At 64.7% G+C, this 22,005-nt stretch carries 18 protein-coding genes; 2 read left to right on the top strand and 16 right to left on the bottom strand.

Annotated elements, in window-relative coordinates:
* Positions 1-794: RNA polymerase sigma factor region1.1 domain-containing protein (locus AB4Z00_RS24195; protein WP_442047547.1), on the bottom strand; the 794-nt coding region annotated here is incomplete at its 3' end.
* Positions 795-1,082: 288 nt separating this feature from the next.
* Complete coding sequence (locus AB4Z00_RS24190) at positions 1,083-1,772, bottom strand: cold-shock protein (RefSeq protein ID WP_132267139.1); 690 nt, start codon at positions 1,770-1,772, stop codon at positions 1,083-1,085.
* Positions 1,773-2,417: 645 nt separating this feature from the next.
* Here AB4Z00_RS24190 and AB4Z00_RS24185 point away from each other — a divergent pair.
* Positions 2,418-4,193 carry an ATP-binding protein gene (locus tag AB4Z00_RS24185; RefSeq protein ID WP_442047546.1) on the top strand — a complete coding sequence of 592 codons (1,776 nt, stop codon included), beginning with the start codon at positions 2,418-2,420 and terminating at the stop codon, positions 4,191-4,193.
* A gap of 105 nt (positions 4,194-4,298) precedes the next feature.
* On the opposite strand, the gene AB4Z00_RS24180 is transcribed toward AB4Z00_RS24185, so the two are convergent.
* The 10 genes from AB4Z00_RS24180 to AB4Z00_RS24135 form a co-directional block, all read right to left on the bottom strand.
* Positions 4,299-4,679, bottom strand: coding sequence for a response regulator (locus AB4Z00_RS24180; protein WP_442047545.1), 381 nt, complete (start codon positions 4,677-4,679; stop codon positions 4,299-4,301).
* Positions 4,680-4,825: 146 nt separating this feature from the next.
* The gene (locus AB4Z00_RS24175) at positions 4,826-5,485 is read right to left on the bottom strand and encodes a cytochrome b/b6 domain-containing protein (protein WP_442047544.1); all 660 of its coding nucleotides are present in this window, start codon (positions 5,483-5,485) and stop codon (positions 4,826-4,828) included.
* Positions 5,482-5,814, bottom strand: coding sequence for a high-potential iron-sulfur protein (locus AB4Z00_RS24170; protein ID WP_442047543.1), 333 nt, complete (start codon positions 5,812-5,814; stop codon positions 5,482-5,484). Before AB4Z00_RS24170 ends, AB4Z00_RS24175 begins: the two co-directional genes overlap by 4 nt.
* Positions 5,811-6,308 carry a VOC family protein gene (locus tag AB4Z00_RS24165; protein WP_442047542.1) on the bottom strand — a complete coding sequence of 166 codons (498 nt, stop codon included), beginning with the start codon at positions 6,306-6,308 and terminating at the stop codon, positions 5,811-5,813. Before AB4Z00_RS24165 ends, AB4Z00_RS24170 begins: the two co-directional genes overlap by 4 nt.
* Positions 6,305-7,645, bottom strand: a complete 1,341-nt coding sequence (locus tag AB4Z00_RS24160) for a DUF1552 domain-containing protein (protein WP_442047541.1) — start codon at positions 7,643-7,645, stop codon at positions 6,305-6,307. Before AB4Z00_RS24160 ends, AB4Z00_RS24165 begins: the two co-directional genes overlap by 4 nt.
* Positions 7,646-7,659: 14 nt before the next feature.
* Positions 7,660-9,351, bottom strand: a complete 1,692-nt coding sequence (locus AB4Z00_RS24155) for a DUF1592 domain-containing protein (RefSeq protein ID WP_442047540.1) — start codon at positions 9,349-9,351, stop codon at positions 7,660-7,662.
* Positions 9,348-10,574 carry a hypothetical protein gene (locus tag AB4Z00_RS24150; RefSeq protein ID WP_442047539.1) on the bottom strand — a complete coding sequence of 409 codons (1,227 nt, stop codon included), beginning with the start codon at positions 10,572-10,574 and terminating at the stop codon, positions 9,348-9,350. Before AB4Z00_RS24150 ends, AB4Z00_RS24155 begins: the two co-directional genes overlap by 4 nt.
* Before the next feature lie 27 nt (positions 10,575-10,601).
* Entirely contained in the window at positions 10,602-11,432 is an 831-nt protein-coding gene (locus AB4Z00_RS24145; protein ID WP_442047538.1) for a hypothetical protein, read from the bottom strand.
* A 19-nt stretch (positions 11,433-11,451) separates the two neighbouring features.
* Positions 11,452-11,910 (bottom strand): c-type cytochrome, encoded by a 459-nt coding sequence (locus tag AB4Z00_RS24140; protein WP_132267121.1) that lies wholly within the window; start codon positions 11,908-11,910, stop codon positions 11,452-11,454.
* Positions 11,911-11,981: 71 nt separating this feature from the next.
* On the bottom strand, positions 11,982-12,779 hold the full coding sequence (locus AB4Z00_RS24135; protein WP_442047537.1) for a sterol desaturase family protein: 798 nt from the start codon (positions 12,777-12,779) through the stop codon (positions 11,982-11,984).
* Positions 12,780-13,053: 274 nt separating this feature from the next.
* On the opposite strand from AB4Z00_RS24135, the gene AB4Z00_RS24130 reads away from it, so the two are divergent.
* Positions 13,054-13,890, top strand: coding sequence for a LytTR family DNA-binding domain-containing protein (locus AB4Z00_RS24130; RefSeq protein ID WP_442047536.1), 837 nt, complete (start codon positions 13,054-13,056; stop codon positions 13,888-13,890).
* A 120-nt stretch (positions 13,891-14,010) separates the two neighbouring features.
* Here AB4Z00_RS24130 and AB4Z00_RS24125 read toward each other — a convergent pair whose 3' ends face one another.
* The 4 genes from AB4Z00_RS24125 to AB4Z00_RS24110 form a co-directional block, all read right to left on the bottom strand.
* A complete protein-coding gene (locus tag AB4Z00_RS24125; protein ID WP_442047535.1) occupies positions 14,011-15,633 on the bottom strand; it encodes a family 43 glycosylhydrolase in 1,623 nt (540 codons plus the stop codon).
* A gap of 50 nt (positions 15,634-15,683) precedes the next feature.
* The gene (locus AB4Z00_RS24120) at positions 15,684-17,246 is read right to left on the bottom strand and encodes a GH39 family glycosyl hydrolase (protein ID WP_442047534.1); all 1,563 of its coding nucleotides are present in this window, start codon (positions 17,244-17,246) and stop codon (positions 15,684-15,686) included.
* A 111-nt stretch (positions 17,247-17,357) separates the two neighbouring features.
* Positions 17,358-18,938, bottom strand: coding sequence for a tryptophan halogenase family protein (locus tag AB4Z00_RS24115; protein ID WP_442047533.1), 1,581 nt, complete (start codon positions 18,936-18,938; stop codon positions 17,358-17,360).
* 59 nt (positions 18,939-18,997) lie between these two features.
* Complete coding sequence (locus AB4Z00_RS24110) at positions 18,998-21,895, bottom strand: TonB-dependent receptor (RefSeq protein WP_132267111.1); 2,898 nt, start codon at positions 21,893-21,895, stop codon at positions 18,998-19,000.
* Between the last annotated feature and the right edge of the window lie 110 nt (positions 21,896-22,005).

Raw genomic sequence — 22,005 nt, 5'->3', positions numbered from 1 at the left:
GCTTCCATCTGGGCGAGGCTGAGGGTGTTGTCCTCTTCCTCTTCCTCGGCTTCGCGCTTGGGGATCGGGTTGCCGTCCTCGTCGACTTCGTCGCCGGACTCTTCCTCGACTTCGTCCTCGTCCTTGAACGAGGGTCCGGCGGTCTTTTCGCTGATCTCGCCGTCGTCGTCGCCTTCACCGTCCTCGGACAGGCTTTCCGGCGCGGGCTCCTTCGAGAGCATGGCGTCGAGATCGAGGATCTCGCGCAGCTGCATCTCGCCGTTGTTGAGCGCTTCGGACCACTGGATGATGGCGTGGAACGTGATCGGGCTCTCGCAGAGGCCCAGGATCATCATGTCGCGGCCGGCTTCGATCCGCTTGGAAATCGCAGCTTCGCCTTCGCGGCTGAGCATTTCCGCGGCGCCCATTTCGCGCAAGTAGAGGCGTACGGGGTCGTCGCTGCGGCCGAGCGATTCGGTGCTCTTGCTGTCGGCGGTGCGGCGGCGGGTGCCTTCGCCGCTTTCTGCAAACGCGCCGTCGCCGTCGCGATCGTCGTCGGCTTCCTGATCCGCCTCCGAATCGGACGAATCATCATCGTCTTCGTTCTCGACGATCTTGACCCCCATCTCCGAGATGGCGGCCATGACGTCTTCGATCTGCTCGGAAGACATCTCGTCCTGGGGCAGGGCAGCGTTCAACTCGCTGACCGAAATGACCCCAAGGCGCTTGGCGCGCGCGATCAATCGCTCGACCGAGCCTCGGCTGGAATCGATCAGCGGAGCGTCGTTCTCCGCGCCAAAATCTTCGTTACTCATTCGTTCGCCTTATATCCCATATGTCCCATCCGTGGCGGTTGCTCCGCCAGGACAGACACAGGGGTCTGTAAATGCCTTGCCTGACATGCCTGCAAAACGCCATGGGGCTGTCGCGCTACAGGGGTCATTACCTGAAGCCGGCAGGCTACAGATAATAACGCAGCGATGCACCTACAACCGTTCGCCTGGTTGCCGAGTCTCCTCGGTCAAACCAGGCAGAAGCGGGTCCAGTCAATATTCGACGTGCTGTCAAGGCCTTGGCCCGTAAAACGGGCCAAGGCCTGCAACTCAGCGAAGGACCAGATTGACGGCCGAGGACTTGCCGCGACGATCGATCTCGATTTCGAACTCGAGCTGATCGCCTTCGTGCAGGCCCGACAGGCCCGAACGCTCAACGGCACTGATGTGCACGAATGCGTCGGGCTGGCCATCTTCGCGGCTGACGAAGCCGAAGCCCTTGGCAGCATTGAAGAACTTGACCGTGCCGCTGGCGCGTTCACCGGTCGACTGGCGCTGGGCCGGTGCCGATTCGCGGCGCGAGGCGGTGATCACTTCGCCCACGATCGAGAGATTGGTTGCGGAGACCTTGCCGCCGCGTTCCACCAGCTGGAATTCCAGCGTCTGGCCTTCGGCGAGCGTCGTCAGGCCGGCGTCCTGCACGGCACTGATGTGCACGAAAGCGTCGTCGCCGCCTTCGTCGCGCTGGATGAAGCCGAAGCCCTTATCCGTGTTGAAGAACTTCACCACGCCGCTGCCCTGGCCGATTACCTGTGCAGGTGCGCCGCCGCCGCGCGGACCGCCGAAGCCGCCGCCGCGCTGTCCGCCGCCGCCGAAGCGGTCGTTTCCACCGCCGAAGCGATCATTACCGCCGCCGAAGCGATCGTTTCCGCCGAAACGGTCGTTGCCACCACCGAAACGGTCGTTACCACCGCCGAACCTGTCGCGACCGTTACCGCGATTTCCTCTGTCAAACGACATGACTAAATACGTACCTTCACTGCGTTCGGTGAGAATTCGCCCGTGCGCTTGAACGCGGCACGCCGGACGGAAGAACAATCAGCTTTGAATACGCGGTTTCCCTGTCGGGAACACGATGGCCGGGGACTGATCGTAAGATGCAAGGGGCATTGAAAATCAAAATCTAAGCGAACTATTCTAGTAACCCATACTCTGAAATTCAAAAATGCCAATTTGCGCTTTTGGGCGTTCTGAAAAACCTGTCCCCAAATCGAGCGTTTTGCCGTTATGAACACGGAAATCGCCTTCATTGATTGTATTAATGGTATCAAAGGCGCACTTTATATCCGGAGCACCTCTTGGGACCGGAATCCCTGATCCGCCGGCCCATAGCACCGAATTATCCGGCAGGCCATCGGGGAGCCGATACCCGCAGCATTTTTTACGACGAGGGTGGATCTTTCGGGCAGAGCGGCCTCCCGAAGGCCGAATTCCCGCGCGGTCTGCCTTCCCCGCCCTGCGACGAAAATCGTGCGGTGGCCGGCCATCAGGAAACTTCCATCCGGTCCGTCGCTTATGGGCAGAAGTGGACAGACTTCCGGGGCATATGGTTCTAGCATCGATCTGCCACGCCATCGCGCGGGAACGCTCTTGAGTGCCGAGAAAATGACCGATCTGCTCCGCTCCCCCCTGTCGGCGCCGGCCGAGGAAAACGCCGATCTGTCGGACATCGACCTGCTCCAGCGGATCAGCGTCGAGCTGATAGCCGAGCATGACCTGGTCGAACTCTACGGCAAGATCGTGGATGCTGCGGTGGCCATCACCGGCTCGCAGTTCGGGACCATGCAACTGCTGTGCCCTTACGGCGACCCTTCGGGCAACGGCGGAAAACTGCAATTGCTGTGCCACCGCGGCTTGCCAGAAGAGGCGATCACCTTCTGGCAATGGGTCAGTCCGAGCGCGCTGAGCAGTTGCACGATGGCGCTGCGGTTCGGGCAGAGGGCCATCATTCCCGATTTCGAGGAATGGAGCGAGATCGCCGGCACGGATGACCTCATGGCTTTCCGCCGTGCCGGTATCCGCTCGGCGCAGACCACGCCGCTCCTGTCGCGTTCGGGCACGCTGCTCGGGATGATCTCGACTCACTGGACGAAGCCCCATCGCCCGTCCGAGCGCGACCTCAGGCTCCTGGACATTCTCGCCCGGCAGGCGGCCGACCTGCTGGAACGCACGATTGCCGAAGAAGCGCTGCGCGCCCGCGAGGCGGAGCTTCGCGATACGTGCGCGGCGCTGCGCGCGGCCGAGCAGCAGCAGGACCAGGTCCAGATCGCCCTGCGCCAGCTCAACGAGACTCTGGAAGAGCGGGTGGAGGCCCGGACGCGGGAGCTGGCGGAATCCGAAAGCCAGCTTCGGCACATGCAGAAGATGGATGCGATCGGCCAGTTGACGGGCGGCGTGGCGCACGATTTCAACAATCTGCTGACGATCATCCGCTCCTCTGCCGATCTGCTCAGCCGCCGCGAGCTGACGCCGGAAAAGCGCCAGAAATACGTGAAGGCGATTTCGGACACCGCGGACAGGGCCGCCAAGCTCACTGGCCAACTGCTGGCTTTCGCGCGCCGCCAGGCGCTGACGCCTGAAGTGTTCGAGGTCGGCGACAAGATCGGCGCCATTTCGGATATGTTGCGCACGGTGGTCGGCTCGCGGGTGTCGGTGGACGTCACGTCCTTGCGCTCGCCCTGTTTCGTGGAAGTGGACGCCAGCCAGTTCGAGACGGCCTTCGTGAACATGGCCGTCAATGCGCGCGACGCGATGAACGGCGAAGGGCGCCTGGTCGTGGAGATCGACACGTTCGACGGCGTGCTGCCGATGCAGGGCATGACGGATCCGCGGGGATCTTTCGTGCGCATTTCGGTCACTGACGAGGGTTCGGGAATTGCCCTCGATCAGATCGACAGCATCTTCGAGCCGTTCTTCACCACCAAGGCGGTGGGCAAGGGAACCGGCCTGGGGCTGAGCCAGGTCTATGGGTTCACCAAGCAATCGGGCGGCGAGATCGAGGTCCGGAGCATGCTGGGGCAGGGCTCCACTTTCATCATGTACCTGCCGCAAGTCGAGGCCCCGGCTTCGTCGCAGGGGGACGATGCCGAGCAGGGATCATGGCTTGCGGAAGGCCGGATTCTCATTGTCGAAGACAACGAGCAAGTGGGCGAGTTCGCGTCGGACCTGCTTCGGGACCTGGGATACGAGACCCTCGTCGCCAACGATGCCGCTTCGGCCATCGCCATCCTGGAGACGGCGAGCGAGCGAATCGACGCCGTGTTTTTCCGATGTCGTGATGCCGGGCATCGACGGGGTGGAGTTGGGGCAGCGCGTCCGGGACCGGTGGCCCGGCGTTACCGTCGTGCTCACCAGCGGGTACAGCCACGTTCTTGCCAATAACAACCAGCACGGTTTCGGGTTGCTTCACAAGCCATATTCGGTGGAAGAACTGTCCTTGGCCTTGTCCGACGCCGGGGTCGGGAAGCGCGCGCCTTCAGCGCTCTCCTAAGTCGTCGGGCTGCAGTTTCTGGTCATCTCGTCGATTTCACGGCGCAGCGTTTCGACGGAATAGGGCTTGGGAAGGAAGCGGCCGTCGTCGGGGATTTCATTTTCCGACGGCCAGGTGTCGCCGGAAGTCAGCAGGAGCTTCATCTTGGGCCATCGCTCGTGGACGATGCGGGCCAGTTCCAGTCCGTTCAGGCTTCCCGGCATGCGGATATCCGTGAACAGTACCAGGACCTCGCTGTAGGCTTCCAGGATCTCGAGCGCCTCGTCGGCGCTGCCTGCTTCCAGGACGTCGTACCCGGCTTCTTCGAGCGCGTCAGTGCCGATCACGCGGATCAGCGCCTCGTCCTCGACCAAAAGCACTTTCTTTTCCAATGTCATATCGAGTGGCGGTCCATGGTCATGAACCAACTATACGAACCGTGGGGCCGCCTCGTTCCCGGGCCTTGCGAATTGATCGGCAAGGTCTCGCGCGCATGGGGTGAAGCGTCGAACGGGCTGAGGCCTGCCGGATCGGTGGTGGACGCCTAGAGCCCGAAGCCCTTGCTCGCCTGCCAGGCCAGGAGGGCGGCCAGTCCGGCGGCGATGACGAAAGCGCCGAACCGGGCCGGTTTCATGGGAACGATTTCCGCTCCAGCGCCGCGATCGCGCCCGGTCAGCATCGGGACAAGCAGATTGCGCCGGCGGAACAGGGCGTAGAAGGCGATCGCCGCCAGATGAAGCCCGATCAGGACCAGCAATGCGTCGAAACTGAAGGCATGGATCTCGGCGGCGAGACGGCCCTGATCGAACGACACCAGGAAGGACAGCGGCCCGGAGTCCAGACCGTCGACATCGGTGGCGAAGAGGCCGGTACCCACTTGAAGGGACAGGAAGGCAAGCATGGCGAGCACGCTGTAACCGCCGAGCGGGTTATGCCCCGCCCGGGGCGTGCCTTGCCCGCCGAGATACCTTCCGACGGCGCGCGGGGAAGCGAACAGCGCGGCCAGCCGCGCGGTGCTCGATCCGAACAGCCCCCACAGCAGCCGAAACGCCAGGAGGCCGAGCAGGGTGATCCCGGAGAGATAGTGCCAGTCCATGTGGCGATTCTCCGCGCTCCACCAGGAGAACGCGAACAGCAGCACGAGCAGCCAGTGGAAGAGGCGGGTCGGCAGGTCCCACACCCGGATGCCGGCCGCCGCGCTCACTTGGCGGGTTTCGGCGCGAAGGATTGGCACAGGCCGCCGGCCGCCACGGGGCCACCGGACAGCATCTGGCAATTCCCGCAGGCGGCCGACGTGCCGGTGAAGAACGCGCAGAGGCCGCAGCGCCGGGCGGGGTTCGTCGAGGCGTCGACATAGCCGAGCGCCCGCCTTCGGCTCTTCTGCATATAGGGCAGCGCGGCCGGGTCGTAGCAGGCGGGCCTGGCGGCCGCGTCATTCGCCTGGGCATTCAGGCGGCCCCCGAATGCGCTGCCGCCCAGCGCCATGCCGAGCCCGCAGGCCTGCGCGAGGATCTGTCTGCGCGAAATGCTCATCGCGGTGCTCCTGCGGCGCGCGTGCTCTGGATCACTTCGAGGGAATAGCCTTCGGGGTCCTCAAGCTGCAGGACGCGGTAGCCCTGAGCGACTTCGCGAGCCGGGGGATGCGCGATCCCGGCGGCGTCGAGACGGGCCAGCAGGCCGTCCATGTCCGTGACACGCAGGACGATGCGATCGAAGGCGTCACCATGCGTGAGCCTTGCCGGGGCGCCGGGCGCGCTGTCGTGGACAAGGATCAGCCCGGCCTCGCCCGGATCGGCGGAAAACCGCAGCATGTATTCGCGGCGCTGGCCGTGATCGAGCGTCATGGCCAGCGTCATGCCGAAGGCCGTCCGGTAGAACGCGAGTTCCCGGTCGATCGAGGCGGACTTGAGCACCGTGCCGACCAGGCGCGCGCGGGCCTCCCGGGGCGCAGCCTGTCCCTCGGCCGCGGCCGGGACGGGCAGCAGCGGGATCGCGGCCAGTGCCGCCAGCCATGCACGCACCTTCATGCGACCAGTTCCCCGATCGACTTCCCGGTCTCCATGCTCTTCGCGCCCCATTTGTCGATGGGTACACCCATGACCTGCTGGAGCGTCAGGCCCACGCGGCTGATCGGCGTGCCCAACCCGTCGACATAGATGCCGGTCTTGATTCGCCCTCCGGCGCTGCCGGCGGTCATCATGGGAATGTTGTCGATCGTGTGGAACTTGGCGAATTCGGTCTCGGAGTGGGCGAAGACCAGCGTATTGTCGAGCAAGGTCCGGTCGCCCTCCTGCACTTTGTCGAGCGCGGCGACGAAGTAGGTCCAGGCTTCGAAAATGCGGTTGAGGAAGTAGGTCGCCTCGGGCTGGTAGCCGAGCCGGTTGTCGAGCGCTTCCTCATGGGTGAGCTGGTGGTGCGTGATCGTGCTGCCGATCCGCGTGAGCGAGGAGGCGCCGTTGTTGAACATCATGTTGAACACCCGGGTCTGGTCGCAGGCCAGTGCCATGACGAGCAGATCGGTCATCAGCGCATGGTTGGCGACGACGTTCTCGATCTCGGCATTGATCGCGCGGTCGGCGACAGGCTGCGGCACCAGGCAGGCCTGGAGGGGCTGCGGCCGGGTGAGTTCGACATCGAGCTGGTTTTCGAGCTGGCGCACCGAGGTGAAGTACTGGTCCAGCTTCTGCCGGTCGGCCGCGCCCACCGCGCCCTCCAGCGCCTTGCGCTGATCGGTGACGGCGGAGAGCACGCTGCGCCGCGCCATGACTTCGGGGTCGGGCGTGAAATCGGCGCTGTTCGGATCCTTGAAGCCGGTGCCGAACAGGCGCTTGTACAGCCCGGCCGCAGAGCCTTCGGATGGATTGAGATTGCCGCCGCCGCGCCCGCTCAGCGAGTTGCGGGGATCGCCGGATGCAGATGTTTCGAGACTGCGGAACCGGGTGCGGGTGCCGATGCGGTCGCCGATGGTGACGTCGAAACTCTCGCCCGGCAGGCCGCCCTCGGCCGTGAGGGCGCGGCCGGTGCGGATCGCGGGGCCTCCGGACGTGTGGGGTAGGTTGGGGGCGCCGTCGAGCATGACGTTGAAGTTGCCCAGGATATTGATCTTGTGGGCATGGTCCTTGATCACTTCCAGTTCCGGCTTGAGGTCGTAGCCGGGTCCGGGATTGTCCGGGAACCAGCGGCTGGGGTTGACGCCCAGCCCCCAGAACCAGGTGCCGAACCGGACCGGCACGGGAGCGCCGGTCGCAGCCATCGCCACGCCGTTACCGTCCAGGAAGATGTCCAGCAGCGGTACGCCCACCGTGATGGCGGCGCCGTTCATCATGCCTTTCAGCGCCAGGCGCCGCGAGATGTCGAATGCCATGGATGGTTTCCTCTCTAGCGCCGCGTCGCCACCAGGGTGGTGCCGGCCTTGATGCTTTCGGTGGGGACTTCGTAAGTCTGCGGCAGGCTCGCGATCGTCTCGATCAACTGGCGCAACCGGTAGCCCTGGGCCGCAAAGCCGCCTTCGAGCCGTTCGATCAGTTCGCCGTCCTCGCTGGGGCGCCCGGTCGCATATTCGAGTGCGCGAGACGTGACGCAGAGCGTGGCGTCCTTGCTCGCGGCAATGGCCTTGCCCAGCCCGTCGCCGCCGGTGAAGCGGGTGTCGTCCATTTCGCCCGAGACGTCGATCGCAGCCTCGTTCTCGAACGTGCGGAAGCCGCCGATCCCGTCGAAGCGTTCCAGCGGGAGGCCGATGGGGTCGGTGATCTTGTGGCACCCGGCGCAGACCGGATCGGTGGTATGGGCATCCAGGCGGATGCGGGCCGTGGGCATCGCCTTGTTGCCCGTGTCCTGCACGGCGGTGAAGTTCACGTTTCCGGGGGGATTGGGCACCGGCTGGCAGAGCAGGAGTTCGCGGATCGCCCGGCCTCGCAATGTCGGAGAGCTGCGTCCGGAATGGGAATACATAGCCAGGAACCCGGCGAGGCCCAGCAATCCCGAACGATCGGATTCGGCCGTGAATTCGTAAGGCACCCAGCCCTGAGACTGGCTGACCGGCACCCGGTAGAGCGCGCCCAGCGCCCGGTTCATCCAGGTCTTGCGGGTGGTGAACAGCTCCCGGTAATCGCCGTCGCCGTCCAGCAATTGCGTGGTGATCGTGCGCAGCATCTGCTCGGGCAGGGCCTGGAGCACGTCCTGGTTGAAATAGGGATAGATCACCGGGTCCTTGGCCAGCTCGTCGAACTTCTCGAACAGCAGCATGTCCGAGAAGAAGGCCCGCAAACCCTGCTCGAAGCGGGGCGAGGCGACCATCCGGCGGACGGTGGCGGCAAGCTGCGGCTGATCGGTCAGCCTGCCCGCGGCCGCCGCATCGAGCAGGGCGGCATTCGGCGCCGAATTCCACAGCATGAAACTGAGCCGGGCGGCGCGAGAATTGTCGTCCAGACGCATCACGCCGGGGCGCACGGGATCGGGCTGGGCCGTCTCCACCACGTAGAGGAACAAGGGCGAGACGAGCATCGCGCCCAGCGCCAGTTCCAGCCCTTTCGCGAAGGACCTGGTGGGACCGGCACCTTCCCCGGCGATGCGGACGTAAAGCGCCAGTTCCTGTTCGCTGAGGGGGCGGCGGAACAGCAGGCGGCCGAGCGGCGCCAAGGTGCGGCCCGCGCATGACGCATCGGCGCCCGCGGGATCGGCCGGGACACAGGCGGTGAACTGCGCGCGGTGCTCTTCGTCGAAGACCTGCCGGGCGATCTCACGGGCCATGGCGTCGAACTGCTCCAGTCCGGACGGCGTAATGGCCGAGCTGCGGGCGCCCGAGGCGATGAGCTGGTGCGCGGGGCGCACGATCGGCTCGAACCGGCCCGCCACGCGGATGTCGCTGCCGAAGATGTCGGCAATGCTGTTGCGGTATTGCGCCTCGGTCAGGCGCCGCATTCCGACCACCTGGGGATCCGTGAGCAGCGCCGGAGAGCCATTGGCCTCGGCATGGACGGGCGCGGAAGTCGATGCGGTGCCTGCCAGCCAGAGCGTGGCGACGAGCGTGACCGCCGCGATGCCGAGCGGCACGGTGCGAAACGGGCTCATAGGGTCTTGTTCCCGGCATGTGCGGTCCCGGCAGGCGCGATCCTGGCAGATGGAGCCGGCACGTCGTTGATGAAGGCGGGGACGGCGTAGAGGTTCATGGCGCTGGATACGCCGGAGCATGCGCCGGTTTTCGGATCGCGAATGCCATCGGCATACTTGCGCAAGGTCGCCAGGGTGCCCGCGCAGTCGATACCGGCAGCCAGAGCCGCACCGGCACCGCCAATCGCGGGGCTCTGGATCACGTCGAATACCGGCCGGTAGCCACCGACAAGGCCGCGCAGCGATCCGTCCGGCTGGAAGGCGAGCCTGAGCTTGGCATGCCGGAAATCGTAGGCGGTCCGCGCACCCCGGATGTCGCGGGCGCCGCCCTGGCCCCAGGTCTGCGCCAGCTTGATGTCCTGCGCATCCGTGACCAGCACGCCGCCCACGATGTGGCCGTGCAGGGCATTGCGATGGCGCGGCGGCTTGTCGGAGATCGTGAAGCTGTAGCCGGGCAGGAAGTTGCCGTGACTGTCCAGTTGCGGACGATCGGGCGTGTTGGCGTAGATCACTTCCACATCGTCGTCGTTTTCCAGACTGTCGACGCCGCGCAGGAGGATGACCTGCGTCCACTCGTCCGAGGCGTGGAACTGCCGCATGCCGGTGAGGAGGTCGCCGCCGATCCCGTCCTTGCCGCGCCATTCGAGCGTGCAGCCCATCACGCGGTATTCCTGGTTGTCGATCCCGGTGCGCCCGTCGGGGGCGGTGAACTCTTCGTGCGAGCAGCTTTCGCCGGGCGCATCCCCGTCCAGATCCAGCCCGCCCGCATCAGCGCTTTGCACGGTCGCGAGCAGCGGCCTGTCGAACTTGTCGGGCTGCGAACAGATGTTGGTGCCATCGGCGCCGAACACGGTGGCCTGCCAGCGTTTGGTGAGTTCGGGTTCGTTTTCCTTGCGCTCCAGCCGCGCCCGTTCGTCGGCGGGAAGCGAGGCCAGATAGATGTCGCGAACCTTGGGGCTGGTGCCCTTGGGGCAGGCGTCCATGCCCTGGATCACCGGCGGCACGAAGTCCTGGACCACGAAGCCCATGACCCCGCCCGGCGGCGGGGCGGGCAGCGCGCGCGGCGGCGCCTCGGCGCGCGCCGGGGCTTCCATCGAGAGTGAGCCGGTCAGCGCCATGAGCGCTGCCACGCCAATGGCGGCCCCGCCGCACATCAGGCCCAGCCCTGTTTTTCCTCTGTCCAATTTGCCTCTCCCCGTTTGTCGTCGTTGTCAGGGTCGCAGTATCTGGCCTCCGGACGGGACAGTGCCCGAACCGCCGGCGGCGCCGACGAAGACGCGCTTGCCCTTGAAGGTCCATTCGGGCGCGTCACCGGCGAGACTGACTTGCCATTCGCCGAGGCCGCTGCTCGCCATGGGTGCCGGAAGCGGCCGCCAGGCGCAGTCCCTCTCGCACTTGCCCGTGAACAGCACGCGGCCCTCCCGGTCGGCAAAGGCATAGGCGCCGTCGACGAAGGCCGTGGTGACGACGCCGGGAGCGGCTGGTTTCGGCGGCGGCGGCACGTATTTCAGCGTGTTCCAGCGCCTTTCGTTGGCGTCGGCGTCGGCGTCGTTCCCGTCGGCGCCATCCCCGTCGGCAGGGCGCGCCTTCGCGCCGGCGCGCGTGAACACGAGGTGCCAGCCCTTGTAGACCCATTGCTTGCCCTGCGCTCCGTCGATCACGGTCCAGTCCGGGGCCTTGCGCGGGTCCATGAAGCGGTCATCGGCGGTCTTCTCGAAGCCGGCGGGATAGCGGATGTTCGCGGTGGAGCCCGTGGGGGCAGCCAGCGCCGTCCAGTTTTGCGCGCAATCCGCATCGCAGAACCGGGCCGGATCAGGCGCCCAGCGCAGGAGCGTGCGCATGTCCAGGCCGTAAAGCACTTTGCCTTTCGCATCGGTATAGACGCTGGCGTTTCCGAGCTTGCGGACGCGCACGCCCGGGGGGAAGGGGGATCCGTCCGCCGCGGCGATCGGGAGATCCGCGGGCTGGGCCGAAGCGGGCAGCGATGCCGCGCCCAGTCCCGCCAGCGCTGCAAGAGCGGCCAGGGAAGCGTTCCGGGCCATGCCGGTGTCCAGCCGCATCTCAGTGCTCGGGCGCGCGGAAGGCGTCATGGCAGGCCTTGCAGGTCCCGCCGAGCTTCTGCGCGCTGAGGCGGATTGCGGCCACATCCTTCGCGGTCACGGCGCGTTGCAGATCGTCGGCGGCTTTCGCGAAAGCGTCCTGCGCGCCCTTGAACTTCGCGGGCTGGGACCAGATCTCGGCCTTCGCGCGGGTTTTGGCGCCGGACTGCGGGCCGGATCCTGCCGGAAACCACTCGTATTGCCCCCGCGAGGCATTGCGGATCTGCCGGACGGACTGCGCGATCAGCACGGTCTGCACTTCGCTGCCGCGCAGGCCGTCGTTGACACCCTTGAAGGCGGCGCCGAGTTCCCGGTAGTTGTCCACGCGGGCGCGGACGGTGTCGGCCGGTGCGGCCAGCAGCGGGGTAGCCGCCAGAGCCGCCGCCAGGACCATGGCGCTCGTTCTTGCCCGAACGTTCATCTGTCACTCTCCCGTCTTCGTGGCCGTTTTCCGGCCGATCGTTGTGTCTTTTCGCGTGGGTTTTGGGTCGGTCAGGCTTCGGCGCGCTCGGCGCTCAGCTCCGCGAGTGCGGGGGCGGCCGGGCGCCGAGCGGAGCGGGCCTTGACCGCATCGAAATCGGCTTCGTACTTCTTGCGCATGGTGCCGCAGAGGCGGTCCCAGATCGTGGTGTAGCCGCCGAAGTTGCCCGTGAAGTAGCGGTGGTGCTGGTCATGGAAGGTGGCCGTGATGAACCACTTCGTGGCCCAATTGCGGTTCCACCAGCGCGGCAGGAATTCGTAGCCCGAATGGACGTAGAGGCCCATGATGATATTGGTCGGCAGGATCAGCGCCATTGTGGCGGGGTGGACCGTGAAGACGGCCAGGAACAGCGGGACGAAGCCGCCGTTGATCATCGATTCCAGCGGATTGACCGACAGGGTGGTCAGCAGGTTCGGCGATGTCGACTTGTGGTGGAGCTTGTGGACCCAGCTATAGACCGGCTCCTTGTGCATCCAGCGGTGGAGCCAGTAGAAGTAAGTGTCGAACAGGAAGAAGTAGGCGCCGAATTCCAGCGCGATCATCCACCAGGGCGCTGCTCCGCTCTGGAACGTGATCCAGCCGTGCGTCTTGAGCCAGGCCGAGGCCGAGCCGATGATCTTGCCCGAGATTGCAAGCGTGATCACCGCCACGATGGCCTCGTTGCGCAGGATCTTCCACTTGAAGCCGCGCGGCTGGATTTTCCGGGCCTTGAAGAAGCCGCTGACGATCCCGGCGATCACGCCGGTCGCCACGAACGCCCAGAGCCAGACCGTCAGGGCCTGCTCGCCGGTGAAGAATGTGCCGATCATCGTTGCTGTTCAGGCAAGCGCCACGGCGAAGGCGACGACATGCGCCAGGACGGCAAGCGCTCCGGCAAGGACAAGGGGGCGATAGTGTTCGGTGACCATGATAGTATCCTGTGCTGCGATGCCGCGAGCCACTTGCCGGCGGCGTTGTCGAAGCTCAGGTGACAGGCGGCGATTGGCGGACAATCGGTTTTACGTTACGCAGGGGGATACGACGCCAAGCCGGCAGAAACACGGCGGTTTTCCAATTGGCGCGTCGCAGGCAGGGAGAGTTGGCGTGAACTGGTTGCGGCGAATCCTGATCGAATTCTGGGCCATGGCAATCGTCGCGGCGATAATCGGTTTCCTCGGCCCCTTCGGTACCTATCTGGAGGCCGACTTCATGGGTCGGGTCTGGCGCTGGTGGATGCACCTCATGGGCGCCTACGTGCTGGTGCGCCCCTCGATCCTGCTCTGGACCAGCATCGCCGATGCCACCGCGCTGCCGAAGAGGATGCTGGTCTATTCGGGCGTGTTCCTGTCCAGCTTCCCGCTCGCCATGCTGTGGTCCTGGAGCGCCGGGGCCTTTTTCCACGGGCTGGACGGGTTCGGCGGCATTCTGCCTTTCGCGATGCTGAGCGCGATCGGCGTTCTGGGGGTTGCCATCTGGGCGCGCGCCGTGGACCTGCACCTGGCTGCGGCCCTCGCGCCGAAGGATCGGCCTGCCGCCTTGGCTCCCGAGCCCGCGCCCGTCGCTCGGGCAGCACCTGGGAGCATTTCGACGCCCGATGAAAAGGCCGAGCCGCGCCTTCTCCGCCGTCTTTCGCCCGGCTTCCATGGCCCCGTCATCGCCTTGCAAAGCGAGGACCACTACGTCCGCGTCCATGGCGTTCGCGGCTCGGAGCTGGTCTTCATGCGGCTTCGCGATGCCATCAGCGAGATGGACGATTGCCCTGGCGAGCAAGTCCATCGCAGCTGGTGGATGGCCCGCGGCGCCATCGCCTCTGTCGAGGCCGACGGCCGCAATCGCACCGTCACTTTGCTCAACGGCGCCAAGGCACCCGTGGCCCGCGATTCGGTCTCGCGGCTCGAACGCAAGCAGTTCTTCGCGGAAAACGATGCCCGACTGACGTGAGGCCCGGAACGCGGGCGCGAGATCGGCGCATCGCATTTCCGCAACAGCTGCGACGCGGCCGTCTCGCGTCAGCCGATCAAGCGCAAATCAGGAACAGGGCCCAGCCACCATGGATTGCCGTCATGCCACCGCGTTGTTGGCGCGGTAGCGGAAGTCGCGCAGTCGGGCGGAGCCTTTGCCCGCCACGTAGATCCCCAAGCGCAGGCTGAGGAAGCCGCCGAAGGTGTTGTGATGGAGGCCGGAGACTTCCATGCGCGTATCGTGGCGCTTCCAGGTGCGGCCTTCGTCGTGCGAATAGTGCCAGGTGACCACGTTCTCGTCGCTGGTCACCCGCAAACGGATGCTCCGCGCGTTCTGGGCGATCCCGGCCCAGGTCAGCTCCTGGGAATATTCGAAGAGCTTCAACACCTTGGATGTGAAGCCCAGGCCGGCATAGGCCTTGTGGTTGTAGAATAGCAAAAGGCCCGCCTCGGCCTCCTCCCCCAGCAGGTCCAGTGTCACTTCGGCCTGATAGCGACGGTCGCCGGCAATGCAGGTCAGCGGCGGCGAGTCATCGGGCGACGTGCCGCTGGCGGTGATTACCATGCCGCCTTCCCGATAGGCGGCGCGGGTTTCGTTGCCGGTCGGCGCGAAGAACGTCCATTGCCGGCCCATGCGGTCCTGCGAGAAATCGTCCGAGAGCGCGAGCGTGGAAGGCGACAGCTTTCCGCCGGCTGGTTTGGCCAGCGGCTGCGACAGATCGCCGCCCTTTGCTCTGAACCAGCCATCAGGCGTCCATTCTATCGGCTCCAGCAGGGTTTGCCGGCCGAGAGTCCGCATGCCGTTTTCGTAGCCGTGGTAGACCATCCACCAGTCGCCCGCCGGGCCTTCGACCAAAGTGGCATGGCCGCGCGACCACCAGGGCTCCGCCGTGCTCTGCGTGCGCACGATCGGATTGTGCGGGCAATGCTCCCAGGGTCCATGAACGGACCGCGACCGTGCCACGATGACCATGTGTCCGGTTACCGGACCGGCCGTGCCGCCAATGGCGGTGACCAGGTAGAACCAGCCGTTGTGCCGCATGAGCTTGGGGCCTTCGGGCGCGAAGTTCTCGACGATCCAGTCATCGGGATAGCGCCATGGATCGTAGGCTTTCTCGAGGGGGCCGTCGGTGGCCAGGCCATCGTCGGTGAGGCGCACCTTGCGAATGCCGTTGGTGAAAAGGTAGCGCCTGCCGTCCTCGCCCACGACGTGCCCGGGATCGATGCAGCCGGGAATGTCGAGATCGATGGGTTCGCTCCAGGGCCCGCGAATGTCATCCGCCCAGATCACGTAGATCGACCAGGGTTTGCCGTCCGGTGCGGCGGGCAGGTAGATGAAGTAACGGCCCTTGTGCCTGATCAGATCGACCGCCCAGACACTGCCCAGGTTGTTGCGAAGCGCCGGGCCGATCGGCGACCAGTTCACCAGGTCGCGCGATTCCCAGATTACCAGGCCGGGGTAGTAGTCGAAGGAAGAGAACGTCATGTAATAGACGTCCCCATCCTTCAGGATCGTGGGATCGGGATGGTCGCCCGAAAGGATCGGATTGCGATAGGTTCCATTGCCGAGGTCGGCCTTGCGCTGGCCTTCGGCTCCCGATCCCCATGTCGGAGGAGTCTGGGCGGCATGGGCGGTTTCCCCGGCGGCAAGCGCGTGCGGCAATGCGGGAAGCGCGGCGCCGGCGAGGGCGCCCTTGAAGATGGTGCGTCGCGTGAAGCTCACGAGAATTCCCTGGTCGTTGCGAAATGAGGTCTGCCGCGGAAAATGGCGATTCAGGCGGGGTTGATCGTGACCAGCACGACGTCGTTGGTCTGCATGGGCAGGGCAATCCGCGCTGTGCCGTCACGGCCGACCGAGATGGTTTTGTCCGTTTCCGGAAGATCGGCGGTGTCCTTCTGGAACAGCGCGATCTGGGCGGCGTCGATGGAGCCGGGCATGCCCATGTCGATGTAGCGCGAGAGCGGATCGTTGTGACGGTAGCCGGTGCGGCGGGTGACGATCCGGTATCTGCCGGGCGCGAGATGGTCGACGCGGAATTCCACCGGTTCGCTGGGCTGCGATGGTTGCAGGCGGGTGTAGAACGGCTTGTTGCTGAGTGCCTGGACCGGCTGATGCCAATCCCACACCACGGCGGCAATGGCCCTGCCGCTGCGCGATGCCAGTGCATATTCGTCGGCCACCGGAATCGAGCGGCCGCGCAGGGCATGGAGGTACTTGTAGGCGAACCAGGCCGGCTTGCGGATGCCTTCGCGGTTCATCAGCCCGAAGCCGCCGTGGAACGGGGTGGGCGGCGGGCCGGGTTCCTCGAAAAGGTCGGTGTAGGTCCAGTAGCTCATGCCTTGGGCCAGGCCGGCCGATTTCTTGAGCTTGGTGAGAATGTACGGTGCGCTGATATAGCTGTCATGCACGAAGTCGCGCGGGGTGTAGCTGGTGCTCCACTCGGTGAAATAGAGCGGAATGCTGGGGAAGGCGGAGGCTTCGATCTGCGCACGCACACGGCGTACATCGCCGATGACGGCATCGGGTGAGGGCGAAAGTTTGGTATCCTGCTTGCCCTGCTCGTCCAGAAATCCGCCTTCGACGCCGTAGCTGTGGGTCGTCACGAAATCGACGGGAAGCTGGTTCTGCCGGGCGTAGTCGAGGAATTCGGGCACCCAGGCCGCCCCTGCGGTGGCAGGGCCGCCCACCCGAAGCCGGGGGTCGATCGCCTTGATGGTTCTGGCGGTATCGCGATAGAGGTCAAGATAGGCGCGCTGGTCGGCGCCTTCCCAGAAACCGTCCAGGTTCGGCTCGTTCCACAGCTCGAAGTACCAACTGCGCACTTCGTCAGCGCCATATCGTTCGCGCATGTGAGTCACGAACGTCCGGATCAGATCGCGCCACATCGCCGGGTCGGGGTGCGAGGTATTGCCCTTCCAGTAGAACAGCTGAAGGTCCGAGGTGCGCATCGCCGCCGGGGTCCATCCCAGTTCGACGAATGGCCGGATGTTCTTCGCCAGCAGCGCATCGTAAAGCGCGTCGATCTCGGTCCAGTCATAGACGATCCGCCCGTCCACCTTGCGCACGGTGCCGAGCACATCATGTAAGATGTCGTGGAAGCGGATGTAACGAAAGCCGAGTTCCTTCGACACCACTTGCAGCTGTGCCTGGCTATCGGAACGCTTCAGCGTGCCGGGGTAGTCGGAACCGACCGAGAGATCGAAAAAGCGGTCGACCGGCCCCGCGTCTGCGGCGGCATCGATACGAACCGAGCGCTGGGGGCCGTTCCCCTCGGCATGCGCCGGACTTGCCAGAACACAGGCGAGAGCGGAGAGTGACAGGGTAGTGGCTTTCATAAATCCTCTTCCAGCAGATCCCGATCCGCTATCGAACGGAATGGTAGCGCAAACAATTTCAGGCGCAGCGGCGCCGCATGGGCCTTCGCCGGTCAATGTGGGGATGCAAACCTATCCCGCCGCGCCGGCAAAGGCCTGCACCGTCGATCCCGCCGGCTCCGCGAGCAACTGGCGCAGAAGGGCACGGTTATCCGGCAGGTTCTCCACGGCGAAGCCGCTCTGCCGTCGCACCTGCTCGAACGCCTCCCGCGCTTCGGCGCGAAGACGCATGACCCCGGCCTGGGCCGACATGTCCGTTTTCCAGCCCATGCCGTACAACACGCATTGCCAGCTGGTGGCCGGAAACACGTCTATGTTGGGATTGAAGTCTTTTTCGTTGGGAGGACGATGGCGCCACCTATCCAGCAGTTCGAGAAGGCTGTCCGGAATGGTTTCCTGGCGCACGTTGTCGATCCAGAAATCGGAGTCGACGCGCCTCGTCAGGCTGTAGTGCAGTTTCAGAAAGTCCCGCGCGCGCTCGTACCGCTGCAGCATGATGGCGTTGAACTGACGGGCGGAGGTCTCATAGTCGCCGGCCCAGGGGAAGAGGTTGGCAATGGCGCCGGCGGCAATTTCCGAGAAGACGATCCCGGTAGCTTCCAGCGGTTCGAAGAAGCCGCTGGAAAGGCCCACGGCCACGCAGTTCTTGTGCCAGTTCACTTCGCGGTAGCCGGCGTCGAACCGCAAGCGGCGTGTCGTGACCACCTCGCCTTGTGCGCCGAGATAGCTGCGCAAGGTGCGCTCCGCTTCCTCGGGCTCGCAGTGGGCGGAGGAATAGACGTAGCCGGTGCCGCGGCGCGTCTGGAGACCGATATCCCAGATCCAGCCCGCATCGCGGGCGGTGGACAGCGTCGCGGACTGGATCGGCGTGTCCGGCGCGCCATAAGGGACTTGTGCGGCGATCGCGCTGTCGCAGAACAGCACGTCCGTGCAGCTTTTCCACTTCTGGCCCAGCGCCTTGCCGATCAGTTCCGCGCGAAAGCCGGTGCAATCGATGTAGAGGTCAGCCTCCTGCACGCCGTGGTTCTGTGTGAGGACGCCGGAGATGGCGCCGTCCTCGGTGCAGAAAACCTCCACCACGGTGTCGGATATGTGCCGCACGCCATTGGCGACACTTTGATCGCGCAGTAGCTCTGCCAGAGCGCCGGCATCGAAATGGAATGCGTAGTTCATCACGCCAGCATATTCGGGATGAGACGCCAGTTTAGGCCCGCGCAGGGCGTCCACCGTGCGCTTCTGGGGGGTGCTGGCCTCGTCCCAAGGCGTGTCGCCGGCCTCGCCCAGCAGCCAGTAGGGGAGATACTCCGGCCCGCCCTTGCGGTCGTCCGCTTCCTGAAATCCGTGGAGGTAATTGGCCTGAGCGCCTTGTCCCGCCGGGTGCAGCCAGTCGACGAATTTCACGCCTTGCTTGAATGTCGCTTCGCAGCGGCGGAGCAGTTCCTTTTCGGGGACGCCGATCCGCGCGAGGGTGCGCCTGATGGTGGGGAAGGTGCCTTCCCCCACGCCGATGATGCCGATTTCCGGAGATTCGACGAGTGTGATGCGGGCGCCGCCGGGCAGGTCTGCACCCAGTGTCCTGGCAAGGTAGCCGGCGGTCAGCCAACCGGCCGTGCCGCCTCCGACTATGAGAACCTGCTTCGCCTCGGCACGCATCGCGCCAATCTCCCCAACGCAGATCGGGCGGACCGCCTGGTCCGCCCGACTTGTACTTATCAGAACGTGACGTTGATACCCATTCGGTAGCGACGATCGCTCTGGAACCAGCTGCGCCCGTAAAGTTCGCCTCCGGGGTTTCCGCCCATGAGCGTCTTCTGGGTTGCATTCAGGATGTTCTGCGCCTGGAGCTGGACGTTGAAGTGCTCGTTGACGCGCAACGTCAGGCCCGCGTCCAACGTCCCGTAGCTGGCGCCATAAACCGGAAGGTTGGTCGCCACGCTCTTGGATGTGCCGGATGCGTCCACATAAGTGTAAGTATTGTTCGTGCCGCTTGCCGTGGTCGACTGCAGATATTTCGAACGCCAGCTATAAGCGATGCGCAGCGAGAACGGATCCTTTTCATAGAGGAAGGCGGCGTTGAGATTGTGCTTTGAAAGCCCCTTCAACGGAACGTTGTTACGCTGGACGCCGTCGATATCGAAGTAGAGGTCGCCCGGATTCTTGCTGTCGATGAAGGTGTAGTTCGCCTCCACGCCGATCCCGGCGAGCCAGCCCGGAAGCTGATCGAGGAACGTGCGGCCGCCAAGTTCGATGCCCTTGACCGTGGCCGTTTCATCGGAGGTGTGCGCGTCGTTGGTGGTGGCGAGGGCCTGTTCCGAAGTGCCGTCGGCGAATTGCACCGTGACCTGGCGCTGGGCGGCGCCGAATACGACAAGGTCCTTGATTCGCTTGTAGAAGCCGGCGACGTGCAGCGTCGTGCCGGGCTTGGGATACCACTCCAGCGAGAGGTCGAAATTGTTCGACATGGTGGGCTTGAGGGTCGGATCGCCACTGGTCGTCGTGTAGTTCGCGAAAGTGTCGGGCGCTCCGTTGCCGGAGCCGGACAGGGTGTTCACGCCCAAGGTTCCCGATGCGCGCAAGTCGTAGAACGAGGCGTTGTCCATCGTGATGTTGTACGCTGCACGGATCTTGATGGCGTCGGCCGGGGCATAAGTCAGGTTAACCGCGGGCAGGACGCGGGTATATTCCGCCCCGTCGTCGCGAATTTCGGCGGCATTGGCGAGCGTAAAGATCGCCCCGTTGCGCGAAAATTGCGTGGAAGTCTGCTGGAAATAGCCCGTGCTGTCATTCTTGACGTTTACGACGCGCACACCGGCGTTACCCGACAGCTCGGATTCTCCCCAATTGGTGCCGAAATTGACCATCGCGTAGCCAGCCAGCGTCTTGGTGCTGAAGTCGGTCTGATCGTTGGGCAGAATGAAGCCCGGCGTGCGTCCCGGCGCGCCGCCGTACAGGTCGAAGAAGCCCTGGACGCTGGTGTTGCGGATGAAATCCTGGGCGGGGAAATACTGGGTTCCGGGTAGCTGAACGTCTCCACGGAAGAAATTCTTGAAAACGTGGGTTTCGTAGTCGCCCGCACGGCCATCCGCAAAGGAAACCACGGGAGATCCGTTCCAGCCTTGGCCCAGCGCGGACCAGGCGTAGCCGTTGTCCAGGTCACGCTCGGTGCGCTTCGACCACCGACCACCGACTTTCACCGACTTGAAGAAGCCTTCGCCGACGTCCCATGTCAGGTCGCCCTGGGCGGTGTCCATCTTGCCGGAGTTGTCATTGTTATGCGGCATGACCGCCTGCCAGGCATAGTTGGCAGGGTCGAGCAACGCGGCCTGAGTGCCCGCCGGTACGGAAATCTGCGGCAGGCTGCCGCTCAGGTCCAGCCCGTAACTGGTGGGGAAGTCGACGGTGCGGAACACCGAAATGCGATCGACCGTCGCGGTGGACTTGGTGTGCTGGTAGGAAGCCTGCACCACGATCGGCAGGCTCGTGGGGGCCCAGGTCAGCGATCCCGAGATGTCCTCGGTCTTGTTCTTGCCCTCCCAGTAAGCGGAAGTGCCGCCGCTTGAAATCGCGGCGCCGGTAGGCAGGCCCGTTGCGGCGTCACGCTGGAATACCGCGGGCGACGAAATCAGCCCGCCGTTGTCGTCGAACACGCTCTGCGAAGGATCGACGGCAAGGTTCTGCGAAGTGACGAACGAGCCGTATTCGGAGTCCGTGTTGCTGTACTTGGACTGGAAATAGATGCCGGTCAGCGTCAGTTCGGGAGTCGGCGCCCACTGGACTGCGCCGTAGATGCCGTCACGCTTGCGCTGGTAATTTTCCTCGCCGTAAGTGTAGCCGCCCGGGATGAAGTAGTCATTGCCCTGGATGTTCGTCCGATAGAACTCTTCCATGCGGACGAACTGCGATTTCGTGGACAACTGGCTGTGCGCGTAGTCGAATACGAAGCCGAGATCGCCGATGCCGGTGTCGAACTTGCCGGCAACCAGGCCCGAAGCGGAGTAGTCCGTCTTCTGCGACAGATCGCCCATGCTGACGTCGGCCGTGCCGGCAAAGTGCAGGCCGTAGCCGTAGTCGAAGGGCAGTTTGGTGCGCAGATCGACCGAACCGCCGGTGCCGCCTTCGATCTGGTCGGCCGTGGAGGACTTGTAGACGTCGACAGCCTGCATCAGTTCGGGCGTGACGTCGCTGAACTGCAGCGAACGCCCGCCATTGGCGCTGAAGATGTCACGACCGTTGAGGCGCGACGCGACGCCGGACAGGCCGCGGATCTGGATGCCCGAACCCTCGGCGGAATAGTGATCGGGATCGTTCAGCGACTGGAAGCGGACTATGGTGACGCCCGGAACGCGCTGAAGGACTTCGGTGATCGAGTTGTCGGGCAATTTGCCCGCATCGTCAGCGACCACCGAGTCGACGATCGATATGGCGTTCTTCTTGCGGTCATCCGCGGACTGAAGCGCTGCGCGGCGCCCGGTGACGACGATGGCGTCCGTATCGGCGACCGGCGTTTCCTGGGCGGTGCCATCCTGCGCCATGGCGCAAGGCACGATGCCGGCGGTCGAAAGGCCAAGGCAAATGACGCTGGCGTGCGTGCGAAAGCTCAATTTACGCATAATTCCCCTCCTGAACTCTGCAGTGGAGAATGTGCCCCCTCCTGCAGACTCGTCGCCCCAAGCGATCTTCGATGTGATTCGATAGAATAGATTTGAAACGCGGGCAACAA

It is taken from the genome of Novosphingobium sp. YAF33 (assembly GCF_052113265.1).
Classification (GTDB): Bacteria; Pseudomonadota; Alphaproteobacteria; order Sphingomonadales; family Sphingomonadaceae; genus Novosphingobium.
Note: the sequence above shows the minus strand (reverse complement) of the source record. Positions and strands in the feature narration are given on the sequence as shown.